15 protein-coding genes are annotated in these 13888 nt (G+C 59.5%); 13 read left to right on the top strand and 2 right to left on the bottom strand.

All coding sequences use genetic code 11. The annotated features are described in order from the left end of the window. The first annotated feature begins 85 nt into the window (after nt 1-85). The 13 genes from RNA01_RS02010 to visR all read left to right on the top strand — a co-directional run bounded on the left by RNA01_RS02010 (nt 86) and on the right by visR (nt 12274). Nucleotides 86-1747 carry a globin-coupled sensor protein gene (locus tag RNA01_RS02010; protein ID WP_147178292.1) on the top strand — a complete coding sequence of 554 codons (1662 nt, stop codon included), beginning with the start codon at nt 86-88 and terminating at the stop codon, nt 1745-1747. A gap of 136 nt (nt 1748-1883) precedes the next feature. Next, nucleotides 1884-2183, top strand: a complete 300-nt coding sequence (locus RNA01_RS02005; protein WP_147178291.1) for an STAS domain-containing protein — start codon at nt 1884-1886, stop codon at nt 2181-2183. Beyond that, entirely contained in the window at nt 2180-2545 is a 366-nt protein-coding gene (gene cheY1 / locus RNA01_RS02000; RefSeq protein WP_075641521.1) for a chemotaxis response regulator CheY1, read from the top strand. The genes RNA01_RS02005 and cheY1 overlap by 4 nt, the downstream gene beginning before the upstream one ends. A gap of 16 nt (nt 2546-2561) precedes the next feature. Beyond that, a complete protein-coding gene (locus RNA01_RS01995) occupies nt 2562-4820 on the top strand; it encodes a chemotaxis protein CheA (RefSeq protein WP_147178290.1) in 2259 nt (752 codons plus the stop codon). Between the two features lie 4 nt (nt 4821-4824). Then, a complete protein-coding gene (locus RNA01_RS01990; RefSeq protein ID WP_147178289.1) occupies nt 4825-5292 on the top strand; it encodes a chemotaxis protein CheW in 468 nt (155 codons plus the stop codon). Then, nucleotides 5289-6191 (top strand): protein-glutamate O-methyltransferase CheR, encoded by a 903-nt coding sequence (gene cheR, locus RNA01_RS01985; protein ID WP_147178288.1) that lies wholly within the window; start codon nt 5289-5291, stop codon nt 6189-6191. Before RNA01_RS01990 ends, cheR begins: the two co-directional genes overlap by 4 nt. After that, the gene (cheB, locus tag RNA01_RS01980; RefSeq protein WP_147178287.1) at nt 6191-7237 is read left to right on the top strand and encodes a protein-glutamate O-methylesterase CheB; all 1047 of its coding nucleotides are present in this window, start codon (nt 6191-6193) and stop codon (nt 7235-7237) included. The genes cheR and cheB overlap by 1 nt, the downstream gene beginning before the upstream one ends. Further along, entirely contained in the window at nt 7238-7627 is a 390-nt protein-coding gene (locus RNA01_RS01975; protein WP_147178286.1) for a response regulator, read from the top strand. It abuts the gene before it with no gap. Further along, entirely contained in the window at nt 7624-8178 is a 555-nt protein-coding gene (gene cheD, locus RNA01_RS01970) for a chemoreceptor glutamine deamidase CheD (RefSeq protein WP_147178285.1), read from the top strand. The genes RNA01_RS01975 and cheD overlap by 4 nt, the downstream gene beginning before the upstream one ends. 14 nt (nt 8179-8192) lie before the next feature. Further along, nucleotides 8193-8582, top strand: coding sequence for a chemotaxis protein CheT (cheT, locus tag RNA01_RS01965; protein WP_147178284.1), 390 nt, complete (start codon nt 8193-8195; stop codon nt 8580-8582). A gap of 158 nt (nt 8583-8740) precedes the next feature. Beyond that, entirely contained in the window at nt 8741-10426 is a 1686-nt protein-coding gene (fliF, locus tag RNA01_RS01960) for a flagellar basal-body MS-ring/collar protein FliF (protein ID WP_170253330.1), read from the top strand. A 332-nt stretch (nt 10427-10758) separates the two neighbouring features. After that, on the top strand, nt 10759-11505 hold the full coding sequence (gene visN, locus RNA01_RS01955) for a transcriptional regulator VisN (protein WP_147178282.1): 747 nt from the start codon (nt 10759-10761) through the stop codon (nt 11503-11505). Between the two features lie 19 nt (nt 11506-11524). Beyond that, complete coding sequence (gene visR / locus RNA01_RS01950; RefSeq protein ID WP_147178281.1) at nt 11525-12274, top strand: transcriptional regulator VisR; 750 nt, start codon at nt 11525-11527, stop codon at nt 12272-12274. Nucleotides 12275-12290: 16 nt separating this feature from the next. On the opposite strand, the gene RNA01_RS01945 is transcribed toward visR, so the two are convergent. Both RNA01_RS01945 and flhB read right to left on the bottom strand, forming a co-directional pair. Continuing rightward, nucleotides 12291-12731, bottom strand: a complete 441-nt coding sequence (locus RNA01_RS01945) for a BspJ family T4SS effector nucleomodulin (protein ID WP_147178280.1) — start codon at nt 12729-12731, stop codon at nt 12291-12293. A 4-nt stretch (nt 12732-12735) separates the two neighbouring features. Further along, a complete protein-coding gene (flhB, locus tag RNA01_RS01940) occupies nt 12736-13818 on the bottom strand; it encodes a flagellar biosynthesis protein FlhB (RefSeq protein WP_147178279.1) in 1083 nt (360 codons plus the stop codon). Nucleotides 13819-13888: the final 70 nt, after the last annotated feature.

The following is a 13888-nucleotide window of genomic DNA, read 5'->3' as shown; positions in this document are numbered from 1 at the left end:
ACGAAGGCGCCTCTCTTTTTTCCGCGATCGCACCGACATTCCTGGAGAGTTTCAGCTTGCCGTCTTCCAACAAGGGGGCGGCCGCATGCGGGGATTGGCAGTGGGGCAGGTTTCGCCGGCAGATCGGGCGGCAAATGCACAGGCGGGCAGCTTGCACGACCGGCTGCGTTTTGCTGGCCTGAGCGAAGGCGATCGCGACTTGCTGCGCCAGTTTCGCCATCTCCTTGAACCGAATCTCAAAACCGGCATTCGCGACCTTTTCCAACGCCTCCAGACGTTCCCGGACGCGGCGCGAAATTTCACCAACGAGCGGCAACTCGACCGCTTGCATGACCTGCTCGCCTCCCATTGGGATGTCCTGACCGACGCGCGTTTCGATGCGCTCTACGCCGAGCGGGTGAAGGTCCTCTCCGACACCGAAAGCCGTATGGGTCTTGACCCGCGCTGGCATATCGCCGGCCACGCGGTGGTCATGGAGCACCTTTTGCAGGCCGTGATGGGCGACCTCTCCGGTCGCGGCCTTCTGCCAGGCAACCGCAAGCGCCAGCGCGAGATCGCTGACTTGGTCGGCGCGATCGTCCGGCTTGTCATGGTCGATGTCGAGATTGCCGTATCGCTCAGGTTCAACGAGTTGCGCCTGAAGCACCACCGTGACATGGCCGCCCAGCGGGACCGTGACCGACTGGAGGTCGAGGAGATCTTTGGCCCCGTCTTTCGTGCGCTTGCTGAGCGTGACCTGACCGCCCGCGTCGCGGGCGAGGTGCCGGAGCACTATACCGAACTGGCTGCCGGGCTTAACAGCGCGATCGAGCAGATGCAGTCCGCCTTCATTCTTTCCGAAGAGAAGACCAAGTCTGCAGAGACCGGAACGCAGACGTTTGCCAGCGCGGCGAATGACTATGCCGGTAAAGCAGAAAGCCAATCGACTCGTCTCGATGAAGCCGGCCGGTCGCTTGAGACTCTGACCGGAGGTGCGCGCGACAGCGCATCGAAGAGCCGCGAGGCCGAGGGGAAAGTCTCCGCGACGCAAGAGGCGGTAGAGGCAAGCGGTGCGATCGCTGGTCAGGCGATCGCCGCCATGTCCGACATCGAGGCATCCGCCGAGCAGATCGGCGAGATTATCGGCGTGATCGACGAGATTGCCTTCCAGACTAATCTGCTGGCGCTTAACGCCGGGATTGAGGCTGCACGCGCCGGCGACAGCGGCCGTGGCTTTGCAGTCGTGGCCCAGGAGGTGCGCGCGCTGGCTCAGCGCTCGGCCGATGCCGCACGCGAGATCAAGAGCCTCGTCGCCACCACCAAGTCGCAGGTCGATACCGGCGTTGATATCGTCGGTCGTACGCAGCGGGCGATTGGTGACATTGTCGTCCAGGTCGGTGGTATCAGCGAGACTGTGTCAAGCATCGCTCACGCGACGGACAGCCAAGCCAGCGAACTTGCCTCACTCACAGGCCTTGTCGCGGGCCTTGGAGGAGAGCTTTCCGACAGTGCCACCTTCGCGCGCCGTTCGACCGAGGGGGCGGACGAGCTTCATACGGTTATCCTTGAACTCGGCCGCACGGTCAGGGAGTTCCGCTTCGAGCGCCAATCACAGTCGGCCAGATCGGTCAGCCCGCAGGTCCGGATGTCGCCGGACAGGCCGCAGTCGGCGCCCGCACCCGTCATGACCTCGCCGGCCGAGCCCGAGGATTACGCCGTCAACGACGATTTCGGTTTGTCGGTGCGTATCGCGGGGCTCGGATGTTGAGGGGATTGTTTACCAAAGTCAGATACAGAGGATGTATTGGGGCGGGCAATACGGCCTTTTTGAAGATTGATGATGACACAGTCGTCGGAATTGAACGGCCGGGTTGCCGCGGGCCCGCAGGACAAGGAAAGAACTGATGGCAGCTAAGAAGGGCGAACAGAAAAGCTTGAAACTGTCCGCTGTACTGGATCTGAACGAGGCCTCGAATCTCAAGGCCAACCTCATGTCCATGCGTGGCGACGGTCTGGTCATCGACGCTTCGGGTGTCGAGCGTGTCGGTGCTCAATGCGTGCAGATCCTGATGGCCGGGGCCAAGGCCTGGGAGATGGACAAGAAGCCATTCTCCTTTGCGAAGGCCTCCGACGCCTTCCTCAAGACACTTCAACTGATAGGCGTGAGTGTAGATCATCTGCTCGCCAAGGAGATCCGGAAATGAAGAAAAAAGTACTCACAGTGGATGATTCCAGGACCATACGAAACATGCTCCTGGTCACGCTCAACAATGCGGGCTTTGAGACCATCCAGGCGGAAGACGGTATCGAAGGCCTCGAAGTGCTCGAAGAATGCAATCCGGATGTCATCGTTACCGACATCAACATGCCGCGCCTTGACGGTTTCGGCTTCATTGAAGGTGTTCGTCGCAATGAGAAGTATCGGGCCGTTCCGATCCTCGTGCTGACCACTGAAAGCGACGCAGAAAAGAAGAACCGCGCCCGTCAGGCTGGTGCGACAGGCTGGATCGTCAAGCCTTTTGATCCAACCAAACTGATCGATGCCATCGAGCGTGTAACCGCCTAATCCGGGAATTTCTTCTATGGATATGAACGAAATCAAAGAGATCTTCTTCCAGGAATGCGAGGAGCAGCTCGCCGAACTGGAATCCGGTCTTCTGAAAATGAATGACGGGGATCGCGACCCGGAAACGGTCAATGCCGTATTCCGTGCCGTGCACTCGATCAAGGGCGGCGCCGGTGCCTTCGGTCTCGATGACCTGGTGGCCTTCGCCCATGTCTTCGAGACCACTCTCGATTGCGTTCGATCCAACAAGCTTGAGCCTGGCCTGGAAGTCATGAAGGTCATGCTCAAGTCGGCTGACGTGCTGGCCGACCTGACCAATGCCGCCCGCGATGGCGGCAGCATCGATCCATCCCGCTCGAGCGGCCTAGTAAAGGAACTCGAAGCGCTGGCGAATGGCGAACTGCCTCAGGGCGGTGCCGCGGTGCCCAAGCCCGCGGCCGCTGCTGCACCGGCGTCAGCTCCCGCGCCCACCGACGAGAGCGGCTTCCAGCCGATCCCCTTCTCCTTCGATGACGATCTTAGTGACGAGCCGACGATCGTTCCCTCGACCTTCGACGTCACCTTCAAGCCGCGCCGCGAACTCTACGCCAAGGGTAACGAGAGCGCGCTTCTGCTGCGCGACCTGTCGCGCGTCGGTGAGATGAGCATCCATTGCGATATGGACAGTCTGCCGTCGCTCGAGAACATGGACCCGGAAGGCGCCTATTTCTCGTGGAAAATTCAGATCACAGCCGAGAAGGGCGAGGAGAGCATCCGCCAGGTCTTCGAATTCGCGGAATGGGATTGCGACCTAGACATCAAGCTGCATGAGGAACAGGCCGAAGAGGCCAAGGGTGAAGAACCGCCGATGGTTCCAGTCCCCTTCGATCTCTCGATCCTCGACGATGCCGGCGAGCATAACGGCGCTGAACAGGCTGCAGACGAAAACGTGGTGCAAGCCGTCGAGGCGGCTGGCGCTGCCAGCAATGTCGTGAAGCTCTCGGCTGGCGCTGCCAAGCAGGACAAGAAGGAAACCCCTGCAGCCGCCGCTGCGGCTGCTGCAGCTGCCGCCCAGAACAACGGTGCGGCCGGCCAGACCATACGCGTCGATCTCGACCGTGTTGACCGTCTGATCAACCTCGTCGGCGAATTGGTCATTAATCAGGCGATGCTCTCGCAGAGCGTCATCGAGAACGACAACAACGGAACCTCGTCCATCAACATGGGTCTGGAAGAACTCCAGCAGCTGACGCGCGAGATCCAGGATTCGGTCATGGCGATCCGCGCGCAGCCGGTGAAGCCGGTGTTCCAGCGCATGTCGCGTATCGTTCGCGAAGTGGCCGATATGGTCGGTAAGTCGATCCGCCTCGTCACCGAGGGGGAAAACACCGAAGTTGACAAGACGGTCATCGACAAACTGGCCGAGCCACTGACTCACATGATCCGTAATGCGGTCGACCATGGTATCGAAAGCCCGGAAAAGCGCGAAGCTGCCGGCAAGAACCCGGAAGGCACGGTCAAGCTGACCGCAAAGCACCGTTCCGGCCGTATCGTCATCGAGTTGGTGGATGACGGCGCCGGCATCAACCGCGAACGCGTTCGCCAGAAGGCCATCGACAACGATCTGATCGCGGCCGATGCCAACCTGACGGACGAGGAAATCGACAACCTCATCTTCATGCCGGGCTTCTCCACGGCAGACAAGATCTCCGACATCTCCGGCCGAGGCGTCGGCATGGACGTGGTCAAGCGTTCGATCCAGGCGCTTGGCGGTCGTATCTCGATCACCTCTCGCCCAGGTCAGGGCTCGACTTTCACCATGAGCCTTCCGCTGACGCTCGCGGTTCTTGACGGCATGGTGGTCACGGTCGCCGGTCAGACTCTCGTTGTCCCGCTCACCGCGATCGTCGAAACGCTGCAGCCGGAAGCCGAGAATATCCATTCCTTCGGTGCCAACCAGCGTCTCATCTCGATCCGCAACTCGTTCTGCCCGCTCGTCGATGTGGGTCGGATCCTCAACTTCCGGGCGACCCAGGCCAATCCGATCGACGGTGTTGCCTTGCTCGTGGAATCCGAAGGCGGTGGCCAGCGCGCTTTGATGGTCGATGCCATTCAGGGGCAGCGTCAGGTCGTTATCAAGAGCCTCGAGGCGAACTACACACACGTGCCCGGCATCGCTGCCGCAACGATTCTCGGGGATGGCCGCGTCGCGCTCATCCTGGATGTTGATGCGGTTGTCGCTGCCTCGCGTGGGCAGTCGTTGAGGCAGGAAATGTCGTTGTCTGTCGCAGGTTAGTTCCATGTCGTATGCGGTGAAAAACTTGGTCGAGGGAGGGCGCGAGCTGATCGCCTTCCGCGTCGGCGATCAGGAGTTCTGTGTGAACATCATGTCGGTGCGCGAGATCCGCGGATGGACTCCCGCGACTCCGCTGCCGCATTCGCCGTCCCACGTCATGGGCGTGATCAACCTGCGCGGTGCCGTCCTGCCTATCCTCAATCTGGCGGCTCGGCTCGGTATGACGCCTGTCGAGCCGGACGCGCGCCATGTGATCATTGTCGCGCAGGTCAAGGCGAAGGTCGTCGGGCTTCTAGTTGATGCCGTGTCGGACATTTTGACCGTCAGTGACGAGAACATTCAGCCGACGCCGGAGATTTCCTCCGACGTCGAGAAGCAATATGCACGCGGCATTCTCGCGATCGACCAGCGGATGATCTGTCTCATAGATCTGGAAGCACTGTTCCCTGACGCCGAAAGCGAGGCCGCATGACGCTTGCTGTGAATACATCCCGCCAATCCGATGACGACGTTCTGGCCAGCGGCGAATATCCGCTGACCCGGCGGGATCTGAATGAAATCGCGGCTATGATCTATGCTGATGCGGGAATTTCACTCAACGAGTCCAAGGCCTCACTCGTCTATTCGCGGCTGTCGAAGCACATCCGGAATCTCGGCCTGACAGGCTTTCGCGCCTACTGCAACCTGGTCGCCTCTCCCGAGGGCGCGCAGGAGCGGCGCGAAATGCTGTCGCATCTGACAACAAATTTTACCCGGTTCTTTCGCGAGAACCACCATTTCGACCATCTGCGCACCGAAGTCTTGCCGGGCCTGCTCAACCGCGCCCGTAGCGGCGGCCGCGTGCGCATCTGGTCGGCCGCTTGTTCCGATGGCCAGGAGCCTTATTCGATCGCGCTGACCGTCCTGTCGCTGATGCCGAACGTCGCCGACTACGACTTCAAGATCCTGGCGACCGACATCGATCCCAAGATCCTCGCGCTGGCCCGGGCCGGATGCTACGATGAAAGCGCACTGGAGACCGTCAGCCCTGCCATGCGCAAGCAATGGTTCAAGGACGTCGACGTCAACGGCCGGCGCAAGTGCCAGGTGGACGATCGTGTCAAACGGCTGATTACCTTCAATGAACTGAACCTGATGTCGCAATGGCCGTTCAAAGGCAATTTCGATGTCATTTTCTGCCGCAACGTGGTGATCTATTTCGACGAGCCGACCCAGCAGCGCATCTGGTCACGCTTTGCCGGGCTACTGCCGGAAGGTGGGCATCTCTACATAGGTCACTCCGAGCGCGTCTCGGGCGATTCGAAGGGCCATTTCGACAATATCGGCATCACCACCTATCGCTATACCGGAAAAACCGGAGGTGCGCGTTGATGAGCAGCCCTGCCCGAGTCCTCGTCGTCGACGATAGCCCGACCATGCGAGGTCTGATCACGGCCGTGCTTAACGCTGATCCGGAGGTCAACGTTATCGGCCAGGCCGGCGATGCCATGGAGGCACGTGCCGCCATCAAGCAGCTTAATCCCGACGTCGTGACGCTCGACATCGAGATGCCGAACATGAATGGCCTCGAATTCCTCGATAAGATCATGAAGTTGAGGCCGATGCCGGTCATCATGGTTTCCACCATGACCCACCGTGGCGCCGAAGCGACGCTGGCGGCGCTGGAAATTGGTGCGTTCGATTGTGTCGGAAAACCGCAACCGGGTGATGCCCGGCCGTTCGGCGATCTCGCCGAAAAAGTGAAGGCGGCCGCGCGTTCGCAGCATCGCTATGGAGGTCCTCTGAGGTCCAAAGTGGCACCGCCTGCGCCGGCGAACGATTTCCGCGTCGGCCGTAAGATCGTCGCGATCGGTTCGTCAACCGGTGGAGTCGAGGCATTGATCGCGGTCCTGCAGAAATTCCCGCGCAATTGCCCGCCGACGGTAATTACGCAGCACATGCCGCCGACGTTTACCAAAAGTTTCGCAGAACGTCTTAATCGTCTCTGCGCCCCGGTCGTTGAGGAGGCGACCGATGGAGCCAGACTTGAGATCGGCAAGATTTATCTCGCCCCTGGCGGCGACCGCCACTTGCAGGTGGTCAATGCCTCCGCGCCGAGTTGCCGGCTGGTCGACCGACCACCGGTGAACGGGCACCGTCCTTCGGTGGACGTGTTGTTCGATTCGGTTGCGGAATTGGCGGGACGAAACGCTGTGGGGGTAATCCTGACCGGCATGGGCCGCGACGGGGCTTCCGGACTGCTGAAGATGCGGCACGCGGGTGCGCGCACCGTCGGTCAGAACGAGAAGACGTGCGTTGTCTATGGGATGCCCCGCGTCGCCTATGAGTTGGGCGCCGTCGAGCAGCAATTGCCGCTGGGTTCCATTGGGGAGGAAGTCCTCAAACTTACTGCCGCCCGAAAAGAAGGTATCGAATAAATGTCTCTCGCCGAAAAAATCAAAGTTCTGATCGTCGACGATCAGGTAACGAGCCGTCTGCTTCTGAGTGATGCCTTGACCCAGCTTGGCTTCAAGCAGATCACCGCTGCCGGTGATGGTGAGCAGGGGATGAAGATCATGGAGCAACAGCCCCATCATCTCGTCATCTCCGACTTCAACATGCCGAAGATGGACGGATTGGTCTTCCTGCAGCACGTTCGCACCAACCCGACCACAAAAAAAGCCGCCTTCATCATCCTCACCGCGCAGGGTGACCGCGCGCTGGTGCAGAAGGCAGCGCAGCTCGGGGCGAACAACGTTCTCGCCAAACCCTTCACAATCGAAAAGATGAAGGCCGCCATCGAGGCGGTATTTGGAGCGCTGAAATGACAGAGGACAGTGCGGCTAGGCGCGTGCATATCATCCAGGGTGAGTACAAGGTGATCAACGATCCGAGTGTTGTGCTTTCGACCATTCTGGGTTCGTGCGTGGCCGCCTGTCTGCGGGATCCTATTGCAGGGGTCGGCGGGATGAATCACTTCCTGCTACCTGGCTCGGCCAACCCGGGAGCCGGGGGCGGGGATGCGACCCGCTATGGCGTTCATCTGATGGAACTTCTGATCAACGGTCTGCTGAAGCAGGGCGCCCGCCGTGATCGGATAGAAGCCAAGGTTTTCGGTGGGGCCAAGACAATCGCCACCTTCTCGAATGTGGGCGAACAGAATGCCGCCTTCGCCATGCAGTTTCTGCGCGACGAAGGCATCAAGGTGGTTGGTTCGTCAACTGGCGGAGAGCATGGCCGCAAGCTCGAGTTCTGGCCGGTCAGCGGGCGGGCAAGGCAGTATCCTCTGACAGGAGCGGAGACGCAGAAGACGGTGGCACTGGAACAGCGCCCTGTACCTGCATTGAAGCCCGTCGAAAGCTCAATCGAATTTTTTTAAGCACTGGAATCCGGATGCCAAACGAAAACAAAACGGGGACGGCCAACGTGGAAGAGGCACTGCCGGAAATCATGATGCGGGTCGTCTCGGAATTGCACGACGTCGCCTACTTGATCGAACGTATCGAACCGCAGCTTCTGGAGCTAGGCGGCACGAGCGTGCTGGAGCATCCGGACAGTGTAAAGGTCTTGCAGGGCATAGACCTTGCCGTGCAGAAGGCCCGTGGCCTGGCTGAGTTCATCGACACGATCACCGGCTCGATCCCGTCGGACTGGATGGTTGACATGAGCACGGCACTGAGTCTGGTCAAGCTCGCCGATATGCAAAAGGCACTGGGCGACAGTCTGCGCCATGGTCATTCGCAGCCGCTCAGCAAGGCGGCAGGGGACTTCGACTTCTTCTAAGGGCGGCGTCTCGCGCCACTCGAACAAGACGCTCAGGACGAAATGCCGCAATGACTGCGGTATTTCGCTGCCGCGAAACGTTCGCACAAGTTTCAATTTCTAATGTCGCGCCAAGGGCAAAAGCCCCAAGACCCTTCTTGATGATGGTGCGGGACAGAATGAATCTGTTAAATCAATTACTTCAAGTCTCTAAGAACTTGGCGTCACTAGGCCAGGCTCGGCTCCTGGCGATGGCCGGCGTTGGTATCGTTTCTTTCGCACTTGTCATCGCCGCAGCGATCTTCGTCAATAAACCGGCTTATGAAAGCCTTTATGTCGGTCTCGAGACCACTGACATCAATCAGGTCAGTATTGCTCTTGCGGAAGCTGGCATCGATTTTGAAGTTGGTTCCGACGGCAAGAGCATACAGGTTCCGGTCGGCATGACCGGCAAGGCGCGTCTGCTGCTCGCTGAGCGCGGGCTGCCCAACAGCACCAATGCCGGCTATGAACTGTTCGACAATGTCGGTTCTCTCGGTCTGACCTCGTTTATGCAGGAAGTCACGCGCGTTCGTGCTCTTGAAGGCGAAGTCGCTCGTACCATCCAGCAAATCAGCGGCATCGCCGCTGCCCGCGTCCATATTGTAATGCCGGATGTCGGCAACTTCCGTCGCGGCGAGCAGAAGCCGACGGCTTCGGTCATGGTTCGCGCATCGACCGAGACCGGCCGTAAGTCGGCTGCGTCGATCCGCCATCTGGTCGCCTCCTCTGTGCCTGGTCTCGACGTCGAAGATGTGACGATCCTTGATTCGACCGGCCAGCTTCTCGCCTCGGGCGACGAAAGTGGCGGCGCGGCAAACCGCTCGCTCGGCGTTGCCCAGTCCGTGCAGCAGGAGATCGAATCGAACATCGACAAGGCGCTCGCCCCTTTCCTTGGCATGGACAATTTCCGTTCTTCGGTCACCGCGCAGCTCAATACCGACACACAGCAGATCCAGGAGACCATCTACGATCCGGAATCTCGCGTCGAACGGTCCGTGCGTGTCACCAAGGAAAATCAGAAGTCGCAAAGCAAACAGGCTGACTCGGCCGCGACCGTCGAGCAGAACATTCCCCAGGGCGATGTACAGGGTACGGCCGGTGGTCCGCAGTCTTCCGACGAGCAGGACAAGAAGGAAGAGCAGACCAACTACGAGATCAACAGCAAGACGGTCGCGACTGTGAAAAACAGCTACACCATCGAGAAGATCTCGGTAGCCGTGGTTGTCAACAAAGGACGAATCGCCACCATGGTCGGCGAGCCTGTCGATCAGGCGAAGATCGATGCTTATCTGGCCGAGATGCAGAAAATCGTCTCGACAGCAGCTGGCCTCGATACAAACCGTGGCGATCTCGTCACTCTGACCGCGATGGACTTCCTTGAGAATCAGTTGCTCCAGGAATCCGCTTCCGGCCCAGGCGTGATGGATACCTTGAGCCGCAACCTCGGTGGCATCATTAATTCGCTCGCCTTCGTCGCCGTCGCCTTCCTGATTGTCTGGATGGGTATTCGCCCGATGGTCCGCGCTGCCGGAGGTGGGTCGGCTGCGATTGCCGGTGGTGTGGAAGAGGCAGCAGGCCTGGAACTGCCAGACTTCTCGCCGGCGCTCGGCGGCGCTGCCGGTGGCTCGCTGATGGATGGCTTTGGCGCGGACTTCGGTTTCGACAGCACCGACGACCTGCTGACTATGGACGACGACGCAAGCGGCGGCTTCAACCGCCGGGTCAAGGAAGGTCCAGAGCGCCGCCTGTCGCGTATGGTGGAGATCTCGGAAGAGCGCGCCGCCAAAATTCTCCGCAAGTGGGCCATCGAAAAGGCTGCCTGACAAAAATGAAATGCCGGACAGACAAAAGCCGCGTCGGGGTCTTCCCGATGCGGCTTTTGTCTGTCCGGTAACCGGCCCATGGCAGATGATGGGTGCGAATGCGGCAGCGGCATGCGACTGGTTGCCGCTTCGCATGGTCATCAATGTGCCGGAATTTGTAAGTTGGGGGCGCATTGATTCGGGCCTGTGATCTTTGGCTCTTTATCTTCTAGAATGACTATGATTCGTTAGCTGGCAAGAACGAGCGAAGCGGTATTCGAGAAGCGGCGTATTCCGTTTTTTTGGTGCGAACCTTCGCGATCAAAACGTTTCGTCCTTGAGGGGGCAACAAAATGGACGCGGAACTGTCCGAGGACAAAATCGGGAGCAAAAGGGCGCCTGCCGTGGCGGCTGATGTCACTCCTCGGCTTTCATCCCGCGATCAGTTGATCCGCAAGCTGGCGGTCGCATCGCAAGCTGGCCACATGAGCGCCAGTCTAGCCGTCCTTGGCGACTATGTCGGGGCGTCTCACTATCTGCTGGCGCGCTATGACCTCGTGCAAGAGCGTGGGCTTGATTTTGTCGTCTCGTCCAACTGGCCCTTCGACCTGGTTCGACGGCTGGAGAGCGAAATCTCGGCGGCTTATTCGCGATCGACCGAGCTCGAAAAGTGCCTTTCCGTCTTGCATCCGAAGTTCAACCTATTGCCCGACGACGCGCATGTACCGCCGGGGATCAGTCGCCAGTATTGTTCGTTGACGCTCGGCGTTGGGCGTACACGCTTGGCTTTGATGCTGCTGTTTGCGGATAATTTTGTCTTGTCGCCGGAACTTCTGCGTGAGGTCGGTCTGCTGACCGGATATTGCATCAGTCTGTCGACACGCAAGACCCAGAAGAGCGAACGCGATTTCGAACTGACCGAACGCGAACTCGAGTGTTTGTTCTGGATCGCCGAAGGCAAGACGAGCGACGAAATTGCCACGATTCTGGGAATCTCGCGCAACACCATCAACAACTACATCACCAGCGTGATGCGCAAAACGGCAACGAAGACGCGGTCCGAGGCGATCGCCTTCGCGGTCCGCAACAATCTCGTCTAGAAGAAAGAGTAGGGCAGGCATGGCATATCCCGAAGGGCCGTTTGAAACCGTACGGGAGGATCTGAAAGCCTCAATCTCCCGTCAGGTGACGTCCCGGTCGGACATATTCCCGAAACTGGTTTCTCTGCAGCGTGCGCTGCACGCGCGGGGGGTCGCCGTCTTGCGCGTGAGCGGTGCCGGCATGGCCGCGAAGCGCCGATTAGTGGCGGAATATGAGAGCTGGCCTGCAGCCCATGGAATGGGTTGCGACCCCTTCATCGCCACCTACGGGGAGATACTGCTCAACCATATCGAAGCGTCGATCCTGCCCATCCTATGGAGCGCCGAGGAAAGCGGGGCCTTCGCCGAAGCCTCCGATTTCGTGCCCTTCGTTGTTCAGCTGGAGCAGCGCGGGCTGGCCTATTCGGGCATCGCTTTCCCGGTACGCCTCGGGGCCTTCGGAAACGGCTATGTGATGTTTCCGACGACCGGAGCGGTCGACTTGCCCGGGGAACTGATCCTCGACGTGCACGGCCGCTGCTACAAGGTCATGACGGAAATACTGACGCTGGAGGAGCGCCGTGTCTTGCCGTCGGAAACCCTGAGCGAGCGGGAAATCGCCTGCCTGCAGTTGGCTGGCGACGGGCGGATCAGTGAGGAAATCGCCGAGCACCTCAAACTGTCGGTGCACACGGTCAATGCCTATCTCGGATCGGCGACGATCAAGCTCGATTCGGTCAACCGAATCCAGGCGATCGCCAAGGCGATTCGCCTCGGTTACATTACCTGAGCGGTGCGCTTCCAGGTCACATATAGAGTGAATCGCTTGGTGACTTGACGAAGCGAGCTTCGCGTAGCCTGCGCTCGAGCAGCCGTGTGTTCTCGTCCGGATCACCCGAGGGCTGCTGGAACGCGATGTGGTTGATCTCCACTCCCGCATGCTCGTCGGCGAGCGACAACTGCGCGTAGATCGTGATGTCCTTCGGCTTGATCTCGAGATCGAGAACAACCTCTGGAACGCCACCCCAATCAAGGCGATATTCGCCGCCGGCGCCGAAGATTACGGTGCCAGGGTGGAAGTAGAGCTCGGCCGCTGAGGAAACGAGGTCGGCGATGTTTCCGTATAGCTCGAAGCGCAGCATAGAAATCAGGTCCGCTGCGTCGAGCAACCGCAATTCGGTGGCAACGGGGCTGATTGCCTCGGCCACGATGCGTTCACGCTGGGTGGTGTAGGGGCATTTTTTCATCGCGTTAGCGCACCCGCCTCTTTTGCGCCTTCGCGGAATAGACTCGATGCACGAGTTCCGCGACGGCCTTGTAGAATATCGACGGAATGACACTATCCACTGAGACTTGCGCAAACATGGAGCGGGCGAGGGGCGGATCTTCGAAAATAGGGATATCGTTCTCGCGGGCGAGTTCGCGGATTTTCAGCGCGACCAAGTCCTGGCCCTTGGCGATGACTACCGGTGCCTCATTCTCTTCGCGTACATAACGTAGCGCCACCGCGTAATGGGTCGGGTTGGTGATCACGAGCGTGGCGCGCGGCACGTTGTTGATCATGCGGCGCCGTGCGCGATCACGCGCGATCGAGCGCTGCCGCGCCTTGATGATCGGGTCACCCTGTGATTGCTTGTGCTCGTCCTTGATTTCCTGCTTTGTCATGCGCAACTGGGTATGCCAGTGGTACCGCGTCCAGAAGAAATCGACGACTGCCAAGACGAAGGTGGCAAGCAGGATGACCACCATCATTTTCTTCAGAATCGTGGCAAACTTGACGAAGATCACCTGAGGATCGGAAAACAAGGCGTCGATCGTCCCGAAATACTCCGATTTGAGTGAGAAAACCATGATCGTCGAGACGATGACGATCTTGAAAAGCGACTTGCCGAACTCCACGACACCGGTAACGCTGAACAGCCTTTCCCAGCCCTTGGCCAGCGACACGCGCGATGCCTGCGGCCTGATGCGCTCGAGCACGAATGACGGAACGTTCTGAAGCACGTTCGAACCGACCCCGAACAGCATGATGAGTGCGACGGCAGGCAGGAGCAGCGCGCTGGCCTCCCAGCCCAGATGGACAAAAAGGGAGACGACGTCAGTCGCAGAACTGATTTTCCACTGGTCCGGCTGTTCGAACAGATCGCGCAACGTTTCGCCGATGCGTGCGATGCCGGACGGCAGGAAAAAGACGACATACAGATAGACGGCGAGCGCCGAGGCGAAGATTGGGACTTCGCGGGACGAGGGAGTATTGCCCTTCTCCACCGCGTCCCGCATCTTTTTCTCGGTCGGGTCTTCTGTTTTGCTGTCTTTGTCCTGATCGTCGGACACGGCCTTATCCCTCGGTTGTCAGGAACGCGCACAAAATCGCCGCCGTTCGCGTGCGACCGGTATCGGCCGA

It is taken from the genome of Paenirhizobium naphthalenivorans, assembly GCF_007992095.1.
Taxonomy (GTDB): domain Bacteria; phylum Pseudomonadota; class Alphaproteobacteria; order Rhizobiales; family Rhizobiaceae; genus Allorhizobium; species Allorhizobium naphthalenivorans.
This window is presented reverse-complemented; position numbering and strand designations above follow the sequence as displayed.